The organism is Streptomyces sp. NPDC053432, from assembly GCF_055585365.1.
The window spans coordinates 25859-44450 of sequence record NZ_JBVJKF010000004.1 but is presented as its reverse complement, the minus strand read 5'-3'; the positions used below and the strand labels follow the sequence as shown (position 1 = coordinate 44450).

12 protein-coding genes are annotated in these 18592 nt (G+C 68.0%); 7 read left to right on the top strand and 5 right to left on the bottom strand.

Going from position 1 to position 18592, the window contains the following annotated elements; all coding sequences use genetic code 11:
- Positions 1-89: 89 nt before the first annotated feature.
- Positions 90-620: a sugar transferase gene (locus ACZ6Y1_RS08460; protein WP_469624977.1), complete on the bottom strand. Its 531-nt coding sequence runs from the start codon at positions 618-620 to the stop codon at positions 90-92.
- Between the two features lie 205 nt (positions 621-825).
- On the opposite strand from ACZ6Y1_RS08460, the gene dnaK reads away from it, so the two are divergent.
- The 4 genes from dnaK to ACZ6Y1_RS08440 are packed head-to-tail and all read left to right on the top strand — an operon-like array spanning position 826 to position 5026.
- Positions 826-2670: a molecular chaperone DnaK gene (gene dnaK, locus ACZ6Y1_RS08455; protein WP_469624975.1), complete on the top strand. Its 1845-nt coding sequence runs from the start codon at positions 826-828 to the stop codon at positions 2668-2670.
- Complete coding sequence (grpE, locus tag ACZ6Y1_RS08450) at positions 2670-3335, top strand: nucleotide exchange factor GrpE (protein WP_469624972.1); 666 nt, start codon at positions 2670-2672, stop codon at positions 3333-3335. Before dnaK ends, grpE begins: the two co-directional genes overlap by 1 nt.
- 39 nt (positions 3336-3374) lie before the next feature.
- Complete coding sequence (gene dnaJ / locus ACZ6Y1_RS08445) at positions 3375-4559, top strand: molecular chaperone DnaJ (RefSeq protein ID WP_469624970.1); 1185 nt, start codon at positions 3375-3377, stop codon at positions 4557-4559.
- A 2-nt stretch (positions 4560-4561) separates the two neighbouring features.
- Positions 4562-5026, top strand: coding sequence for a heat shock protein transcriptional repressor HspR (locus ACZ6Y1_RS08440; protein WP_469624968.1), 465 nt, complete (start codon positions 4562-4564; stop codon positions 5024-5026).
- Positions 5027-5093: 67 nt separating this feature from the next.
- On the opposite strand, the gene ACZ6Y1_RS08435 is transcribed toward ACZ6Y1_RS08440, so the two are convergent.
- Both ACZ6Y1_RS08435 and ACZ6Y1_RS08430 read right to left on the bottom strand, forming a co-directional pair.
- Positions 5094-5498 carry a hypothetical protein gene (locus tag ACZ6Y1_RS08435; protein WP_469624965.1) on the bottom strand — a complete coding sequence of 135 codons (405 nt, stop codon included), beginning with the start codon at positions 5496-5498 and terminating at the stop codon, positions 5094-5096.
- A gap of 14 nt (positions 5499-5512) precedes the next feature.
- Entirely contained in the window at positions 5513-12310 is a 6798-nt protein-coding gene (locus tag ACZ6Y1_RS08430) for a ricin-type beta-trefoil lectin domain protein (protein ID WP_469624963.1), read from the bottom strand.
- Between the two features lie 516 nt (positions 12311-12826).
- Here ACZ6Y1_RS08430 and ACZ6Y1_RS08425 point away from each other — a divergent pair.
- A complete protein-coding gene (locus ACZ6Y1_RS08425) occupies positions 12827-15934 on the top strand; it encodes a DNRLRE domain-containing protein (RefSeq protein WP_469624961.1) in 3108 nt (1035 codons plus the stop codon).
- A 70-nt stretch (positions 15935-16004) separates the two neighbouring features.
- On the opposite strand, the gene ACZ6Y1_RS08420 is transcribed toward ACZ6Y1_RS08425, so the two are convergent.
- Positions 16005-17045 carry a helix-turn-helix transcriptional regulator gene (locus tag ACZ6Y1_RS08420; protein WP_469624958.1) on the bottom strand — a complete coding sequence of 347 codons (1041 nt, stop codon included), beginning with the start codon at positions 17043-17045 and terminating at the stop codon, positions 16005-16007.
- A gap of 126 nt (positions 17046-17171) precedes the next feature.
- Here ACZ6Y1_RS08420 and ACZ6Y1_RS08415 point away from each other — a divergent pair, with 126 nt between their 5' ends.
- Together ACZ6Y1_RS08415 and ACZ6Y1_RS08410 are read left to right on the top strand one after the other, a co-directional pair.
- Positions 17172-17579, top strand: a complete 408-nt coding sequence (locus ACZ6Y1_RS08415; RefSeq protein WP_469624956.1) for a hypothetical protein — start codon at positions 17172-17174, stop codon at positions 17577-17579.
- A complete protein-coding gene (locus ACZ6Y1_RS08410; protein WP_030026718.1) occupies positions 17576-17890 on the top strand; it encodes a Rieske (2Fe-2S) protein in 315 nt (104 codons plus the stop codon). The genes ACZ6Y1_RS08415 and ACZ6Y1_RS08410 overlap by 4 nt, the downstream gene beginning before the upstream one ends.
- A 162-nt stretch (positions 17891-18052) precedes the next feature.
- Here the strand turns inward: ACZ6Y1_RS08410 and ACZ6Y1_RS08405 are convergent, their stop codons facing one another.
- Positions 18053-18466, bottom strand: coding sequence for a pyridoxamine 5'-phosphate oxidase family protein (locus tag ACZ6Y1_RS08405; RefSeq protein WP_384580361.1), 414 nt, complete (start codon positions 18464-18466; stop codon positions 18053-18055).
- Positions 18467-18592: the final 126 nt, after the last annotated feature.

Below are 18592 nucleotides of genomic sequence, written 5' to 3'. Positions count from 1 at the left end.
CTTACTAAGCGGTAACTTATGAAGTCAAGGCTTGAGGTTACCCATTCCCGACGCCGCAATGTAGCCGAGCGTGCGGTGATCTGTGTCGCTCAGGCGAGCCTTTGCCGCAAGGCCGCCCGCGGGGTCTGCGCAAGGATCGCCAGGTCCATCCCGAGCCAGTGGTTCTCCACATAATGCCGGTCGAGCAGGGCCATCTCCTCCCAGGGCAGGTCGGAGCGTGCGCTGACCTGCCACAACCCGGTCATTCCGGGGCGTACGAGCAGCCTGTCGGCCCGGTCCGTACGGGACTCGGGGCGCGGGCCGACGAGCGACATCTCCCCGCGGAGCACGTTGAGGAGCTGGGGCAGGGCGTCCAGCGCGCACCGCTCCACCGCGGCCCCGGTATGGCCCGCCGGGGCCGTGCGGAACCTCCACGTCCGGAACGGCCGCCCCGAGAGGCCCGCCACGGGCTCCCGTACGAAGACCCGTCCGCCCTGGGTCACGCACAGCAGCCCGGCGGCGAGCGTGAGCGGCACGGCGAAGAGCGCCAGCAGGAACAGCGCCCCCGCGAGGTCGAGCACCCGCTTCGCCGACGGCCTGGCCGGTCGCAGCTCCGACCGGGGGATGAGGGACAGTGCCATGCCAGCACCGTGCCGTACGCCTCCCGGCGGGGGTGGGTGCCGCGCGGCCGGGTGACCCGTTCGGCTGCGGGGCGGCCGCGAGGGCGCGGGCCTGCGCGTAAGCATGGCCTAAAGGTTGAGTCGACTCGACTCAGTTCTGTTGACGTGCGCGCCGCGATGCGTCATGGTTGAGTCTGTTCCACTCAAGTCAGCTGGAGGAATCAAAATGGCACGTGCGGTCGGCATCGACCTGGGCACCACTAACTCCGTCGTCAGCGTTCTGGAAGGCGGCGAGCCCACCGTCATCACCAACGCCGAGGGCGCCAGGACCACGCCGTCCGTCGTCGCCTTCGCCAAGAACGGCGAGGTCCTCGTCGGCGAGGTGGCCAAGCGCCAGGCGGTCACGAACGTGGACCGGACCATCCGCTCCGTCAAGCGCCACATGGGCACTGACTGGAAGATCAACCTGGATGGCAAGGACTTCAACCCGCAGCAGATGAGCGCCTTCATCCTGCAGAAGCTGAAGCGCGACGCCGAGGCCTACCTGGGTGAGAAGGTCACGGACGCGGTCATCACCGTCCCGGCCTACTTCAACGACTCCGAGCGCCAGGCGACGAAGGAGGCCGGCGAGATCGCGGGCCTGAACGTCCTGCGCATCGTCAACGAGCCGACGGCCGCCGCCCTGGCCTACGGTCTCGACAAGGACGACCAGACCATTCTCGTCTTCGACCTCGGTGGCGGCACCTTCGACGTGTCGCTCCTGGAGATCGGCGACGGTGTCGTCGAGGTCAAGGCCACCAACGGTGACAACCACCTCGGTGGCGACGACTGGGACCAGCGTGTCGTCGACTACCTGGTGAAGCAGTTCCAGAACGGCCACGGCGTCGACCTGTCCAAGGACAAGATGGCGCTCCAGCGTCTGCGCGAGGCCGCCGAGAAGGCGAAGATCGAGCTGTCCTCCTCCACGGAGACCACGATCAACCTGCCGTACATCACGGCCTCCGCCGAGGGCCCGCTGCACCTGGACGAGAAGCTCACGCGCTCGCAGTTCCAGCAGCTGACCGCGGACCTGCTCGACCGCTGCAAGACCCCGTTCCACAACGTCATCAAGGACGCGGGCATCAGCCTGTCCGAGATCGACCACGTGGTCCTGGTCGGCGGCTCCACCCGCATGCCGGCCGTCGCCGAGCTCGTCAAGGAGCTCACCGGCGGTCAGGACGCCAACAAGGGCGTCAACCCGGACGAGGTCGTCGCCATCGGCGCCACCCTCCAGGCCGGTGTCCTCAAGGGTGAGGTCAAGGACGTCCTGCTCCTCGACGTGACCCCGCTGTCCCTCGGCATCGAGACCAAGGGCGGCATCATGACCAAGCTCATCGAGCGCAACACCACGATCCCGACGAAGCGGTCCGAGATCTTCACGACGGCCGAGGACAACCAGCCGTCCGTGCAGATCCAGGTCTACCAGGGCGAGCGCGAGATCGCGGCGTACAACAAGAAGCTCGGCATGTTCGAGCTGACCGGCCTGCCGCCGGCCCCGCGTGGCGTCCCGCAGATCGAGGTCTCCTTCGACATCGACGCCAACGGCATCATGCACGTGACCGCGAAGGACCTGGGCACGGGCAAGGAGCAGAAGATGACCGTCACCGGCGGCTCCTCGCTCGGCAAGGACGAGGTCGACCGCATGCGCCAGGAGGCCGAGCAGTACGCGGACGAGGACCTCCGCCGCAAGGAGGCGGCCGAGTCCCGCAACCAGGGCGAGCAGCTCGTCTACCAGACGGAGAAGTTCGTCAAGGACAACGAGGACAAGGTCCCGGCCGAGGTCAAGGCCGAGGTCGAGGCCGCCGTCATCGAGCTGAAGGACAAGCTCAAGGGCGAGGACACCGCCGAGATCCGCACCGCGACCGAGAAGCTCGCCGCGGTCAGCCAGAAGCTGGGCCAGGCGATCTACGCCGACGCGCAGGCCGCCCAGGGTGCCGCGGGTGCCGCGGGCGCCCAGGACAAGGCCGCCGACGACGACGTCGTCGACGCCGAGATCGTCGACGACGAGAAGCCGAAGGGCGGCGCTGCCTGATGTCGGAGGAGACCCCGGGCTTCGAGGAGAAGTCCGAAGTCCCCGCCGACGGCACGCCCGAAGAGCCGAAGGCCGCAGAGTCCGCCAAGGACGAAGCGGCCCCGGCCGGGGACGACAGCACCGCTCAGGCCGCCGGCCAGGAAACGGCCCTTCTGGCGCAGCTGGACCAGGCCCGCACCGCGCTCACCGAGCGCACCACGGACCTCCAGCGGCTCCAGGCGGAGTACCAGAACTACCGCCGCCGGGTGGAGCGGGACCGGATCACCGTCAAGGAGATCGCGGTCGCGTCCCTCCTGTCGGAGCTGCTCCCGGTCCTGGACGACATCGGCCGGGCGCGGGAACATGGCGAGCTGGTCGGCGGCTTCAAGTCGGTGGCCGAATCGCTGGAGACGGTCGCCGCCAAGATGGGTCTGCAGCAGTTCGGCAAGGAGGGCGAGCCCTTCGACCCGACGGTCCACGAGGCCCTGATGCACTCGTACGCGCCGGACGTCACCGAGACGACCTGCGTGGCGATCCTTCAGCCGGGGTACCGGATCGGCGAGCGTACGATCCGTCCCGCACGGGTCGCGGTGGCCGAGCCCCAGCCGGGCGCGGCCCCCAAGTCCGAGTCGTCGGAAGGCGACGCGTCGTCCGACAAGGACGCGGATGCAGCCGACAACGGCTGAGCTTGAACCAGTAGTGGCACGGGAGGAGGGACACCGGGGATGAACACGAAGGACTTCGTCGAGAAGGACTACTACAAGGTCCTCGGTGTCCCGAAGGACGCCACCGAGGCCGAGATCAAGAAGGCGTACCGGAAGCTCGCCCGCGAGTTCCACCCGGACGCCAACAAGGGCGACGCCTCGGCCGAGGAGCGCTTCAAGGAGATCTCCGAGGCGAACGACATCCTCGGCGACCCGAAGAAGCGCAAGGAGTACGACGAGGCCCGCGCGCTGTTCGGGAACGGCGGCTTCCGCCCCGGTCCCGGCGCGGGCGGCTCGTTCAACTTCGACCTCGGCGACCTCTTCGGCGGCACCCAGCCGGGTGGCGCCGGGGCCGGCGGTTTCGGCGGCGGCCTGGGCGATGTCTTCGGCGGCCTGTTCGGCGGCCGGGGCGGCACGGCGGGCGCGGGTACCCGTACCCAGCCGCGCCGCGGCCAGGACATCGAGTCGGAGGTCACCCTCTCCTTCACGGAGGCGGTGGACGGGGCCACGGTCCCGCTCCGGATGTCCTCCCAGGCGCCCTGCAAGGCCTGTGCGGGCACCGGCGACAAGAACGGCACGCCCCGTGTGTGCCCGACCTGCGTTGGCACCGGCCAGGTCTCCCGGGGCAGCGGCGGCGGCTTCTCGCTGACCGACCCGTGCGCCGACTGCAAGGGCCGCGGTCTGATCGCGGAGAACCCGTGTGAGGTCTGCAAGGGCAGCGGCAGGGCCCGTTCGTCGCGCACCATGCAGGTCCGGATCCCGGCGGGCGTCTCCGACGGCCAGCGGATCCGGCTGCGCGGCAAGGGCGCGCCGGGCGAGCGCGGCGGTCCCGCCGGCGACCTCTACGTCGTCGTGCACGTCGGCTCCCACCCGGTGTTCGGCCGCAAGGACGACAACCTCACGGTGACCGTCCCGGTGACCTTCGCCGAGGCGGCGCTGGGCGCCGAGATCAGGGTGCCGACCCTGAACGGCCCCGCGGTGACGCTGAAGCTGCCCCCGGGCACTCCGGGCGGCCGCACCATGCGGGCCCGCGGCAAGGGCGCGGTCCGCAAGGACGGCACCCGCGGCGACCTGCTGGTCACCGTGGAGGTCGCGGTGCCGGCGCAGCTGTCGGACAAGGCGCGCGAGGCCCTGGAGATGTACCGCGAGGCGACGGAGTCCGAGGACCCGCGCTCCGCGCTGTTCGAGTCCGCGAAGGGAGCATGACCATGGACGGCCGCCGACGACAGTCCTCCCGCCTGGGCGGGGGCTACCAGCTCACCGACGAGACCCCGGTCTACGTCATCTCGGTGGCCGCCCAGCTCTCGGGCCTGCATCCGCAGACCCTCCGCCAGTACGACCGCCTCGGCCTGGTCTCCCCGGACCGTACGGCCGGGCGCGGCCGGCGGTATTCGGCCAGGGACATCGAACTGCTCCGCACGGTGCAGGCGCTGTCCCAGGACGAGGGCATCAACCTGGCGGGCATCAAGCGGATCATCGAACTGGAGAACCAGGTCGCCGCGCTCCAGCAGCGCGTGGCCGAGCTCTCCGCGGCGGTCGACGGCGCGGCGGCCACCCTCCGGGCCCGCGAGGCCCAGGTGCACGCCTCCTACCGCCGCGACCTGGTCCCGTACCAGCCCCCGCAGCCGGGCAACGCCCTGGTGGTGTGGCGGCCGAAGCGCCCGACGGACTGAGCGCACGAACGTGAACGAGGAAGGCCCCGCCTGGATGTTTCCGGGCGGGGCCTTCGTCTTCCAGTTGCTACCTGTACATCCGTTCGCAGCGCTCGGGGTCGCTCAGGACGTTCGCCAGGAACAGTCCCAGATCGAAGTCCTCCGGTTCCGCGAAGGCCGTCGGATCGTCCTCGTCCAGCTCTTCGGCCGGCCGCGGATACTCGATCCGGCGGGTGCCCACGGTCAGGCTGTTGAGGTCCTCTCCGCGTTCATGCCGGACTTCGAGCCCTGCTGTGACGGCGATGTCCTGGTCGCCCAGCAGCAGTCGCAGCGAGCCGTCGGCCCGATAGAGGACCGCCAGGGTGTCACCCAGTCGGCCGAAGTGGCCCGCGATGTCGCCGGGACCGGGTGGGCCGGGGCGGTCGACGACCGGTCCGAGCACCGAGGTGCCGGGGTCGAAGGGCGCCTGCTCGCCGAATCGGTCGAAAGACACGACCGTGATCATCATCACTTCTTCCCGAGTCCGAGGTCCTTGCCACCGGTGCGTGTGGCTCCTTCGGCGATCTGCTCCCACGACTTGCCTTGCGCGCGGAGGTATTCGATCGTCGGTCCGAGCTTGTCGCCGTACTTCCCTATGTTGCGCGTGTAGATCTTCTCCAGCAGCTTCGGTTCTGTCAGGTTCTTGTACTTCACACCCAGAGCCCGGCGGTCGGCATGGAGTGTGCGAGCGATCTCCTCGGGCGATTTACCCGCCTTGATCATGAAGCTTTGTTTCGATGTCAGGCCCTCGACTTCGTCGATGTAGGCCTGACGGAGCGGAGGGATTCCCCCCGCGGGCACATCGTCGGCCTTCTTCAGCGCCGCCTTGGCCGCTTCGCTCCCCTTGGACACGATCTTCAGGCCCTTGGCCCACTTCGCCCAGGGGAGGTCCAGTGCCGCACTTCCGCACCCCTTGGCGGACCCCGAGGCGCATGCCGCCCAAGCCGCCGCGTCCGGTGCGATGACGAGGATGAGGATGCTGCCGATCGCCTTGTTGATCGGGGTCTGCTCGGACGAGTACATGCCCAGAGCCTCGGCGCCCCGGCAGAAGTCGCTCGCCACATCTTCGGCGTGGACGCACCTCTGCATGCTCAGCCAGGCCTTGACGCGCTCCTCGTACGTCTTCTTGAGCGGGAAGATGACCTTCAGTTCTTTGTCGGACTTGACACGGCCACCGTTGATGTAGGTGTCCCCGTAGTCGTCGACGGTGACGGTGACTGTGGGCTCGTCGTCGCTCCAGTCGGAGTCGTCGCCCCAGCCATCGTCGTCCTTCCCGTAGTCCGGGTCGAAGTCGCCGTACGTGCCGTTGCTCCCGGAGCAGTACGCGACTCCGTAGCAACTTTCCAGACCCGTCGGGTCCATCTCCGCGACCGGGTTGTTGTTCGCGTAGCTGTACCCGTTCATCTGCAGCGGGTTGGTGATGTCGATGATCGGGTCGACCGAGATGAAGCGGCCGGTGGCCGGCTCGTATTCACGGGCGCCGATGTGCGTCAGGCCCGTGCTGCCGTCCTCGTTGCCGGTGCCGAGGAAGGTGCGGGTGCCGGACCAGTGGGTGGCCAAGGCGCCGCGCTGGTTGCCGTACGGGTCGGACTTGCGGCGGGTGACCGGCTGGCCCGCCTTCTGCTCGACCGCAATGGTGGCGGTGTTCTGGTGGTCGGCCAGCAGAACGGTCAGCTTGTGGCCGGTGTTCTTGCCGCTGGTCTGGCGGACGGTGGCCGGGGCGCCGGGGCTGCTGTAGTAGCGGACGGCGTCGATGGCCTGCCCCGCCTTGTTGACGGTGAATTCGGTCTCGCCGAGGTACAGGGTGCGGCTGGAGCCGGTCTCCTCGACGAGGCGGTTGCCGCTGGCGTCGTAGACGTAGGTGGTGGTGTTGTCGGACGGGTTCCACTGCTGGTTGGTGCCGGTGTTGCAGGCAAAGACAAGGAGGTCCGTGCCGTCGGCGTCGTTGCCGTTCGGGACGTCCACGCAAACGTTGGCGGCCGTGTTGTAGAGGGACTTGTCGGCGCTGCGGTAGGTGAACTTCTGCTGGGTGCTGCCGTCGCAGGCGGCCAGGACGGCCCTGCCGTTCTGGGCAGTCAGGCACTTGTCCAGGGCACGGACGGTCTCACCCGTGAGACGCCACTGCTGCGCACGGGTCTCGTTGCAGGTGTAGAGCTGGACGGCGGTGCCGTCCGCGTTGGAGCCGTCGGCGACATCGAGGCACTTACCCGACAGACCGGTGATGGCCACTGCGCCGATGCCCGGGCTGCTCGCCGACGTCATCTTGTTGTGGCGGTCCCAGGTCATGGCCTGTGTGTCGGCGTCGATCTTCCGGGTCTTGGTGTTGCCGGTGGAGTCGTACTCGTAGGAGGACTGGGAAAGGAGCGTCGTGCCCTGCTTCTTCTCCACCTTGGTGAGCGCGTGAGGCTGGGTCTTGCGCAGCAGCTGGGAGCCGCTGGGAGGATCCACCCCGTACGTGTAGGTCGTCACCTGGTCGGGTGCCGCGCCGGTGAGGTTGTGGTTGGTCAGTTTGGTGCGGTTGCCGATGGAGTCGAACTCGTAGGACTGCCAGTAGCCGTCACCGTCCGGGCCGGCGGTCACGTCGTTCAGGGACGGGCCGCTGCACGCCTCCGTCTTGCCGGTCCAGGCCTTGGTGAGCTGGCCCATCGGGTTGTAGGCGAAGCATTGCCGGTCGATCTTGCCGCCCGGCCGGGTGTCCGTGATCGAGGTCGGGTTGCCCGCCACGTCGTAGGTGTAGGACAGCGCCGAGAGGCGATTGTCGCCCGGCGTCTCGCGGTCGGAGATCGACTGGGTGACCAGACCGGTGTTCGGGTCGTGCAGGTTGGTCGTCCAGACCCGGTTCGGGGCGTTGCCCGAGGTGGTGCGCAGGACCTCGCCGAACGGGCTGTAGACCGTGTCCGCGGTGTACCAGGACAGGCCCGACATGGTTACGGCCAGCCCGTCAGCGTTGTAGCGGGTGATCAGCTTCTCGGAGGCCAGGCCGCCGGGAGTGGCGGGAAGCGTCCTCGACTGGACGGCGCCCGTGGACGTGTAGGTGGTGGTGTACGCGTAGGTGCCGGCCAGGCCCTTGGTGGCCGGGGTGTCGGGGATGGTGATTTTCGTGCCGGTGGGGCGGTATTCGGCGTCGTAACCGGTGATCTCGCTCTTGAACGCCGCCCCGTTGGCGTAGGAGGTGGACGAGACGGGCTTGCCCTTGGCTCCGGCCAGGGTGTCATAGGTCCACGAGGCCGTCAGGGTGCCCGTCGCCGAGTCCTCGCGCGACTCGGTCTCCCTGCCGAGCTTGTCGTAGAGGGTGTACGTCTTCTTGCCGGCCGCGTTCTCGGACCAGACCTGCTGGTCGAGGTTGTCGTAGCCGAAGGATGCCGAGCCGATGTCAGGGTCGGTGGACCCGGTCAGGCGGCCACGGGCGTCGTAGGTGTACGTCCAGTCGTTGCCCGCTGCGTCGGTCACCTTGGAGAGCTTGCCGCGCACGTCGTACGCGTACTTGGTGTCGTTCCAGGTGGTCAGGTCGGTGGCCGTGTACTTCTGGATCAACGTCGTACGGTTCAGTACATCGGTCCAGGTCTTGGTGGCCTGGCTGCCGGACAACGGAGCTGACCCGTCGGCCGACATACCGGTGCGCTGGATGGTCCAGTCGCCGCCGTACAGCATGACCTCGGAGTGGTGCGCGGTGCCCGCGTAGAGGGTGGTGCTGCGCACGGGCCGGCCGAGACCGTCGTAGGCGGTCGCGGTGGAGTTGGGGACGTGGAAGACCGTCTCCGGGACGAAGATGTCCTTGGCCGGTTCTCCCTCGGCGTAGTAGTTGTTGTTGGTCTGGCGGATGGTGCCGTTGGCGCTGTACAGCCTGTCGGTGACCAGACGGCCGCCGCCCTTGGCCTCCGCCTGGGTCTGGCGGGGGCGGAGCAGGCCGTCGTAGATCTCGATGGTGCTCTCGTACGTCCCGTTGTCACGCAGCACGCGTGTCGTGACGGCCGGGGGCTCGTGTTCGGTGATCTGGTAGTCGAAGGTCTGCCGGGCCTTGTCGACGGCCGGGTTCTGGGAAGGCGTCCAGACCGCGGAGGTCCGGCCGAGGGCGTCGTAGCCGGATGTGATCTTGCGGTTGTTCTGGTCGACCACCTCCAGCACGCTGCCGCGGGCCGGGTCGAACTTGGTGGACGACTTGTGGTTCAGGGCGTTGGTGGCCGTCTGGACGAAGGCCGGGCCGGTCGCCGGGGTGAACGTCGTGGTGACGGCGTTGCCCGCCGGGTCGTAGGACTTGACGACGCGGCCGAGGGGGTCGTACTCGAAGCGGCCGGTGGTGACCCAGCCCGTGCCGGCGCCGTCCTGGGTGTCGGTCTGGAAGGGCAGGCCCTTGACCGGGGCGGTGCCGAAGGCGTTCAGGGCGTCGTAGGAGGTGCGGGTGTCGGACAGCAAGGTGCCGGTGGCCGCCTGAGCACAGGTCCCGGCCGTGCCGCGGACGTCCTGCGGCAGGCCGATGAGGTGCTTGGCGGGGTTGTGGACGTAGGTGGTGGTGGTGCAGGTTTGCTCGTTGACCGTCCAGCCGCCGGAACTGTTCGAGGTCATGGCCTCGATCTGCTCGGAGGTCTTGAGGCCGTAGGTCGTCTCGAAGGCGGTCGTCGCCCGTGCCAGCCGCTGGGCGCCGTTGCTGATCGCCTCGTATTTGTCCGTGCGCGAGGTGTCGACACGGAAGGCTTCGAGCGCCGTGGTGCCGTCACGAGGGCGGGACCCCGTCCTGGTGCTCGTGTACCAGTTCAGATCCCGGGCGGCGACAGTGCCGCCGGTGCCGGCCTTGGTGTAGGTGATGGTCTCCGCGACCTTGCCCTGATACTGGGCCAGGTCCTCGCCGAGGGTTTCGGTGTTGGTGGAGTCCTTGACCGTGATCTGGGCGCGTCCTGCGTCTCCGGACATGCCGCGGAAGTAACGGGTGCGGGTCTGCGACGCCTCGGTGGCGTCGGCCTTGTCCGTGTTGGCGGTGACGCCCTTGGTCATGAGGACCGAGGCGTAGCCGCGCCACTGGTTGTAGGTGCGCAGTTCGGGTTTGGTGAACTCGTCGTCGGCCTTGGCCCACGCGGCGTCGCCCTCGTAGGTGTAGCTGGTGGTGACGTCGGGCTGGCGTGAGACGCGGTCCTTCTCGATGACCTTTTCGACGACGTACTTGTTGAACCACTCCAGCGGCGGCGTCTCCAGGTCACCGTCCGGGGACCAGTGGGTGGGGAAGCAGCGGCCGGTGTTCTCCTCTGGCTTGGGGTGGGTGGTTCCCACCGGGCAGGGGTCGGAGTAGTCGACGTAGACCTCGCCGCCGGTCTCGTTGCGGATGGTCTCCACGCGCAGGCGGTCGTAGTCCGGGGTGGCGTCGGTGGAGCTCTTGGCGACGCGGTTGGGCATGTCCTGGACGTTGGCGAGGAAGGAGACGGGCGGCAGGGCGGCGGTGAGCTGGTTGCCGTTGTCGTCCTTCTTGGTCCCGTAGCCCGTGCGGGTGATCGACTCCAGCCACAGCGGCGGGTGGGTGTCCGTGCGCTGCTTGGGGAAGGACTGTGTCAGGGTCCAGGAGTCGACCTTGGAGAGGTCGGTGGTGCCCTCGGTGCGCTGGCCGTAGGTGGTGATGCCGGTCAGTCGCTTACGGGTCCAGAAGGTGGGGACGGAGACGTAGCAGGTCTCGTCGGCGAAGGTGCAGTTCAGGGTGGAAGGGGTGTCCCACCAGGGCTGCTTGAGTTCATAGTTCTTGGAGGTGAACTCCGAGTCCTCACACTTGGTGGCGCCTTCCTTGATGCAGCGCTCGTCGACGGTGAACTCGACCTTCGCGGCCGGGGCGCCGGAGAGGTTGTCGGCGCGCAGGCCGTAGGTGATCTGGGTGGGGTATCCGCCGCGGACGTAGCCAACCTCGGCCGGGTTCTTCTCCTTGTACTTCTCGTTCTTGGAGTAGCGGTTCTCTTCCTGCTTCCAGTCGATGATCAGGGCGTTGCCGTGGACGTCCTCAACGTAGTCGAGGTTCCAACGCCAGGCCTGCTTGCAGGAGGAGTTGGCGAAGGCGGCCTGGTAGCAGGGCTCGCCGGCGTGGTTGCCGAAGACGGGGACGTTGAAGACCGAGTTGGTCACAGGCCGGGTGCCGGGGCCGTCGACGTCGTGGCGTCCGAAGTAGTACTTGGTGCCGTCGCGGGTGGTGACGAGCCAGTACTCGCCGTCCTTGGCGCCGTTGGCGACGTTCGCGTCGGTCAGCCGCTCGACTTTGGAGCCGTCGTCGTTGGCCGCGATCCAGTTACCGGTGGTGGCGTCCTTGACGAGCTCAGTGGTGCTGCCGCCGAGGGACATCACCATGTTGTCGCCGGCCCAGCACAGGTCGTTCTTCTTCTTGTCCGTGCTGTTGTCGTTGTTCGGCGAGTTCTTCAGATCGGCCGAGCAGGACCGGTACCGCCGCTCGACGAAACCGGGGTGGTAGTCCCAGCCGTCACCGACCCACGAAGCCTGCCCATTGGCGACGGAAGTCTTACCGTCCACCGCCTGCGACCCGTACGAGAGGGAGATCTTCGGCTGGGGGCCTGCCGGCGCCGCCGGAACCCCGAGGGGATAGGTCCAGGAGAAGCCGCCGCCGCTGCCTCCGGCGCTCCAACTACCTGATGGGGAGAGGGAGGTGGCCTTGTAGGTGCCGCCCGCGCCCGAGGCGGAGTCGGTGGCGGCCAGTACGGTCGGGCCTGCGCCGCCGCTGAGGGCCATGGTGCGGAGGCCCTGGCCCGGCGCGGTGGCCGGGTCCACGGTCGCGCGGACCGTGCCCGTGTTCGGGTCGTTGGTGGTCGGAATGTGCTTTGCTGCGCTGCACTCGGGAAGTGTGGGTGTGGTGAGGAAGCAGGCGGGGAGCTGTTTGAGTTCCAGCCGACTGGACCATTCGGTGCCGTAGAGATCCTCGAACTGCTCGTAGTCCAGCTGGACGTCGACCGGGGTCGAGCCTTCGGCCGGAGGCGTGACCTTGATGATTGCGCCGTCGATGCCGGCGGCTTCGGTGACCGTGCGGGCTTCGACGGCCACCGACCAGGTCCCGGACGGGGCCGGGGGAGTCGGGTTGGACTCGGTGGGGGAGGCCTTGCCGATGCTGATGGGCAGCGTGCCTGCCTTGACCAGCTGCGTTCCGCTGTCCGGAGTCAGTGCGACGTTCGCCGCTCCTGCTGCCGGGGGCCTCACCTTGGAGGGCTCGTAGCCGGCCGGAGGCTGTGCCGGAGCACCGGCCCAGCCTTCCAGCTTGGCGGCCTCGGCCTTGTCCAGCTTGGCCTTCAAGTCCTCTTGAAGACCCGGAAGTTGCACTCCGGTCCGGTCCCCCGGTGGCGCGGCCCATGCCTGGACGGGTAGGAGCGTGGACACCAGAACCACGGAGAGTGTGATTCCGGTTCGCGCCAGGTGTTTGCGCGCCTTCCCGTTTCCGAGCAGGCGCAAATTACTCGCCGCAAAGGGCGACATGTGTACCCCCCATACCGCTGCCGTTCGCGATGTCGAAATCGCCGACGGCTGCGAATTGACAAATTGCCAGCAGATCTTCATGCGAGCAGTCGGGGTAAGTCCACTTCAATCGGTCGGGGAGTGGTCTACATCACTCAATGCCATGCCGATGTGCCGGGTTCCGGGGGGATGGGTCATGATCGGGTCGCACTTTTGTGAACGGACAGCAAGTGGAATACGTGCGTTCGTTTCAGGGTTCGAGGGGGGAAAGAAATGGCAGTCAACGATTCCGCTACCGAGACCGTTTCTGTGGCTGACGATCCACCGAGACGTCCTTGGTTCAGCCATCGAAAGGCCATGAGCGGCCTGGCCGCCCTGCTGGCGGTGGCCGTGGCGATACCCGTCGGCATGCACCTGGGTGGGGACGAGGAGCCGCGCAAGAAGACTCCGAATGAAACGGATGGTCGAATTTCGGCCGCACAGGCGCGGAAATTGGCCACCGAGCGCGGCAAGGAGGTCGAGGTGTCCGCCGAGCGCAGCGCGAACACCACCACATGGGCGCAGCCCGACGGTCTGTTCAGGAAGCAGATTTCGAGCTCCGCCGTCCGCGCTAAGGTCGGAGACGAGTGGAAGCCGGTCGATACGGATCTGGCCCGCGTTGAAAATGGCTTCGCCGCGAAGGCGGTCAACGGGGCCGTCGTCTTCAGCGCCGGCAGCGATGGCGCTCGGTCTTCGCGTGGTGTGGTGCGCTCGTCGTTGACGGCGGATGCGCCGGGTCCGGTGTGGACCGAGCTGGTGCGCCTGAGTGTCGACGGGCATGACATGTCGGTGAGTTGGCCCGGTGTGCTGCCGGAGCCGGTGATCGACGGTCCGCGGGCGTTGTATGAGAATGTCCGGCCGGGTATCGATCTCCTGATGACGGCTCAGGACGGCGGGTATTCACATCTTCTGGTCGTGAAGGACAAGCAGGCTGCCGCGGATCCGCTGCTTACTGAGTTGAGTTACCGGCTCGCTTCGCCCGATCTGCAGTTCCAGCTGGATGCGGAGTCGGGTGCGATGTCGGCCCGGGACGTGAAGGGCGAAGAGATCGCCGGTTCACCGTCGCCGTTGATGTGGGATTCCTCCGGGAAGGTCGCCACCACGGACGACGTGCCGGCGTGGAAGCCTTCGGCGGCGGCGAAGAAGCACCCCACCCTCGGCCTTGCGGGCCTGGCCGGTGCCGAGCGCGCGCACCTGTCTGTCGCCGCGGCGTCCTTCAAGGACGGCACGCTTTCCCTTAAGGCTGACGCCGCGTTGCTGAATGCCGCGGACACCGTGTACCCGGTATTCATCGACCCCTCGTACAAGGGGCACAAGCATGCCTGGTCGCTGCTCTACAAGACGGCCGGCGGGTCGAGTTTCTACAACGGCCAGAATTACAATGCGTCGGGTACGAACGAGGCGCGTGTCGGATATGAATCCGATTCGGGTGGCACCTCGCGGTCGGTGTTCAACTTCTACTTCGGGTCCGAGCTGCACGGGGCGGGTATCCAGTCGGCCGTCGTGCGCGCGCTGCAGACCTATTCGTGGTCGTGCAGCCAGAAGGCGATGGACATCTACTCCACGCCGTTCGTGACGTCGTCGTCGACGTGGAACAACACGACGGGCTGGTGGGGCAACAAGGTCGCCACCGAGATGGCCGGCTACGGCTACAACTCCTCCTGCCCCGACAACTGGGTCGCCCCCGACATCAAGGGCCTGGTCACCCAGGCCGCGAACGACCGCTGGGGTGCGCTCTCCCTCGGGTTCAAGGCGCCGAACGAGTCGGACTCGTACTACTGGAAGAAGATCCTCGCCAACGGTGAGTCCGCCCCCTACATCGAGGTCGTCTACAACACCCCGCCGGACATCCCGGTCGCGGCGAACATGAACACCTCCCCGGGTGGGGCGTGCCTGACCAGTGGCAACGGCGCCAGCATCGGCAAGACGGACGTGTCGTTCCAGGTCAAGGGCACCGACCGGGACGGCAACCTCAAGCAAGTCCAGATCGAGGTCTGGGACGCCGCGTCCGGGGCCGGCGTCTACAACGAGTGGCTGTGGCCCAACAGCGACGGCGTGGTCACCAAGACCGTCCCCTGGGCGTCCTTCACTTCCGGCCGCAAGTACTTCTGGCTCGCCCGGACGAACGACTGGGACGGCTGGGGCTCGCAGGGCTCAGGCCCCGCCGATTCCGGTGGCGGCGGCTGGTGCACCTTCACCGTCGACCACACCGCCCCCGCCACCCCCGCCGTCAGTTCCTGGCACTTCCCGGCTCCGGGTCCCGACGCCGCCGAGTGGAGCCAGAGTCCGGCGGGCACGCCCGACCAGTGGATCGAGGTCCGCTCCAATGGCACCCCCGCGGCCGACATCCGCGAGTACCAGTGGTCCTTGAACCGGCCATCGTTCGACCAGAAGGTCACCCCCTGGCAGAACGACCTGGCCTCCATCAAGCTCCAGGTAGACATCGCCGGCCCCAACGTCATGTACGTGCGGACCGTGAACAAGGCCGGGAACATCTCACCGGCCGCCGAGTACCTCTTCTACGTCAAGCCGCCGGTCGGCACCGACAAGCCCGGTGACGTCACCGGCGACGGCCACCCCGACATCCTGGGCATCGACAAGGACGGCAACCTGCGCACCTACGCAGGAGACAAGCAGGGTGACACCGACGCCTGGATTCCCGGAGCGGTCGAGAACGGCAAGCCGGTGGCCCCCGGCTACTGGAAGGATCCGGCCACCGGAAAGCCCGCGCTGATCGGGCACGCCACCGACTGGTACCCCGGGGACGGCATCACCGACCTGATCGCCCGGATGCCCGACGGGAAGATGTACATCTACCCCGGTACCGGCACCGGCCAGTTCGACGTCGGCCGCCGTCAGGAGGTGCAGCTGCCCGCCAGTGCACCGGATCCGGCAACCTTCCGGCAGATCGTGGTCACCGAGGACGTCGACGGCGATGGGCTGGGTGATCTGTTCGCCCTGGACGTGGACGGCTTCTGGGCGTTCTCCGGCTACACCGGCTCCAGCTTCGCCTCCTACAAGAAGATGGCCACCGGCTGGGCCGCCCGCGACATCGTCGGCGTCCGCGACGTCTCCGGCGACAAGGTCCCCGACCTGATCTTCCGGGACAACGCCAACGCCAACCGGGGCCTGGCCCTGCGCAAGGGCAAGCCCGGACCCAACGGCGGAGCCGACCTCGCCTCCCTCCAGTTTGCCTCCAGCGCGGAGGGCGGTGTCGACTACACCTACGCCACCACGTACTGGAGCCGCGCCGAACTCCCCATGGTCCTCGGCACGGCCGACGCCAACGGTGACGGCGTCCCCGACATCTGGGTCGTCAGCAGCAACGGCAACCAGTACCTCTTCCCCGGAGGCACCTCCACGATGCCCGGCTCACCCAGTGGCGTCGACGACGACGCCTGGAACACCTTCCTCGCCATCGGATGACCGGCTGAACACCTGGAAGAGCTGAAGGGCGAGGGCCCTCCCCGAACATCGGGGAGGGCCCTCGCCTCGTTCAGGCCTCCGGGCCCTCCGACTTCGGCAGCGCCGCCGACTGGCCCAGGATGCCGGACTGGGCGATGAGAAAGCCGAGTTGGGCGCGGCTGCCGCTGCCCAGGGCGGTGGCGAGCTTCGCGATGTGTGCCCGGCAGGTGCGTACGTTCATCCCGAGGCGGCGTGCGATGGCCTCGTCCACGTGCCCCTCTACGAGGAGCTGGGCGATGGTGCGCTGCACGCCGGAGATGCCGTCCGGGGCGTGCGTGTACGTCACTTCCTCGTTCAACGGGACGGCCCGGCGCCACAGTTGCTCGAAGACCCTGATGAGGTAGTCGACCAGCCCGGGGTGGCGGAGCTCCAGGGCCACCGTCCGGTCGTCGCTCACCGGGATGAAGGCCACCGTGCGGTCGAAGATCATGAGACGCTCGATGAGTTCCTCGAGCGTGCGGATCTCCACCTTCCCCGTGGAGATCCGGTCCACGTAGGCGAGGGTGCCCTGGCTGTGCCGTACCGTGTGCTGGTAGAGCGTCCGTATGCTCACCCCACGGTCGATCAGCGGCGCGGCGCGCTCCAGGGCCTCGGTGAGGACGAAGCTGGGGCGGGCGCCGCCCGGTTGGACCGTCAGCGCCTCGGTGTGGCACTCCGCGGTGGCCAGGTCGAGGGCGGCGTTGATCTGGTCGAAGCCCTCCAGCACGGTGATGGCGTGGGTGGTCGCGGGGGTCTGGGCGCTGATGGTCAGGAACGGCTCGAATGCGTCGGCGAGATCTACGGCACTGCGCCGTCGGTCGCGGATCTCCCGTTCGAGTGGGTGGAGGCGCTGCGCGAGCGCGACGGACGGTGGAACCGCCCGGAGTTGGTTCGCGTCATCCGGGTCGGGCCGCAGAAGGGCGAATTCCAGCAGGCAGGGGGCGTTCTTCACCTCGCCGCGGGTCACGCGGCCGGTGCTCAGCGCTGCCGCGTAGAGCCGGGCTCCCTCGGGGCACATGGCCGTGACCGGGTGGGGATGTGTCGGGTTTGTGTCGCTCTTGGGCAAATCTCCACCCCCCAGGGTCCTGAACATGTAAGAACATGATGCATCGTCCCTGTGGCACTGACGTGCCTGAATGAGCCATCGTCAGTCACGCGGGGGAGAGGATTCCATCAAGTGAGGACGAAGCCGACCATGTATAAGAGAATGCTTCGCTCGGTGCTTGCCGTTGTTTTCTCCGTCGTCGCGGTCTACGGGGCAGTCGTCGCCTTCAACGGGGACGCGGGAAGCGTTCGGGCTGGAACGGGCGCCGACAAGCCCGCCGAGCCGGTGGGCAAGACCGATCTCGGCTGGAACGCCACTCCGGCGGATCTCGGCTGGGACGCCACCCCGGCCGACCTCGGCTGGGACGCCACCCCGGCCGACCTCGGCTGGAACGCCACTCCGGCCGATCTCGGCTGGGACGCGAAGCCCGCGGATCTCGGGTGGAACGCCACCCCGGCCGACCTGGGCTGGGACACCGCTCCGGCCGACCTCGGCTGGAACGTCACGCCCGTCGACCTCGGGTGGAACACCGCTCCGGCCGACCTCGGCTGGAACACCGCTCCTACGAAGGCGTCCGTATGACCCCCGACGACCGCGGCTTCCGCCGCGAGATGGCCTCTGCCTACCGCTCCGGCTGGCAGTTCATCGACCTCGCCACGGCCATCCCCCACCCTGGCGACTCGTTGATGGTCACGCTCTTCGGACAGCCGATCGTCATCGTGCGCGAGGAGGACGAGGACGTACGTGCCTACAGGTGCCTGCGCCGGCCGCGCGGCGCGCCGCAGCCCGTCCGCTGCGAGGTTCGCTACGGAATGGTCTTCGTCAATCTCGATCAGCGCGACCACCAGCTCTTCGAACCCGATATCACCACCGCCACCCCCCGCAGTGCCTGAAGCGATTCCCCCGTCGTTGCAGATCGCTCAGGTGCTACCCCCACACAACGGCGCCATCGTGGACCTGACCACGATGGCGCCGTTGTGATGTCCCCGTCCAGTGGTTGAACGGGACAATATGCGCGGGACGGTTTCCGGCCCGCACCCCGCCGGTGCTGCCGCTCAGGCCCGGCCCATCGCCCGTTCCAGGGTGATCTCCAGGACCACCCGGTCGGGATTGGGCGAGGGAGTGCGCCCGTACCGCTGCGCGTAGCGCGCCACCGCCTCGGCGACCGAGGCCTCGTCGGTACGGATCACCGCGCGCCCCTCCAGCGTCGCCCAGCGGCGCCCCTCCATCTGGCAGACCGCGACCCGGGCCCCGCCCGGCTCGGCCGCCTGCGCCGCCAGGACGTTGCGCACCTTCTTGCTGTGCTTGTTGCTGATGACCCGGGCCAGCCCGGCCTCCGGGTCGTACGTCACGCCCACCGGGACCACGTGCGGGGAGCCGTCGGGCCGCGGGGTGGTCAGCGTGCAGACGTGCCGCTCCCGCCAGAAGGCGAGGTACTCGGGCGTCGGGTTGAGTACGTCATGGGACATGGCCCGAAGGGTACGGGCAGACCGGCCCCGAATCGCCCTTGAGTGGAATAGACTCAACTTTGCATACGCTGACCCTGTCAGAATTCTTGTCGCACGACCCGTGTAGCCCTCCGGAGAGGAGAAGAG

Excerpts from the sequence above, each read along its gene's own strand:
- ACZ6Y1_RS08460 (WP_469624977.1), bottom strand. The coding sequence starts at position 620 with ATGGCACTGTCCCTCATCCCCCGGTCGGAGCTGCGACCGGCCAGGCCG.
- dnaK (WP_469624975.1), top strand. The coding sequence starts at position 826 with ATGGCACGTGCGGTCGGCATCGACCTGGGCACCACTAACTCCGTCGTC.
- grpE (WP_469624972.1), top strand. The coding sequence starts at position 2,670 with ATGTCGGAGGAGACCCCGGGCTTCGAGGAGAAGTCCGAAGTCCCCGCC.
- dnaJ (WP_469624970.1), top strand. The coding sequence starts at position 3,375 with ATGAACACGAAGGACTTCGTCGAGAAGGACTACTACAAGGTCCTCGGT.
- ACZ6Y1_RS08440 (WP_469624968.1), top strand. The coding sequence starts at position 4,562 with ATGGACGGCCGCCGACGACAGTCCTCCCGCCTGGGCGGGGGCTACCAG.
- ACZ6Y1_RS08425 (WP_469624961.1), top strand. The coding sequence starts at position 12,827 with ATGAGCGGCCTGGCCGCCCTGCTGGCGGTGGCCGTGGCGATACCCGTC.
- ACZ6Y1_RS08420 (WP_469624958.1), bottom strand. The coding sequence starts at position 17,045 with ATGTTCAGGACCCTGGGGGGTGGAGATTTGCCCAAGAGCGACACAAAC.
- ACZ6Y1_RS08410 (WP_030026718.1), top strand. The coding sequence starts at position 17,576 with ATGACCCCCGACGACCGCGGCTTCCGCCGCGAGATGGCCTCTGCCTAC.
- ACZ6Y1_RS08405 (WP_384580361.1), bottom strand. The coding sequence starts at position 18,466 with ATGTCCCATGACGTACTCAACCCGACGCCCGAGTACCTCGCCTTCTGG.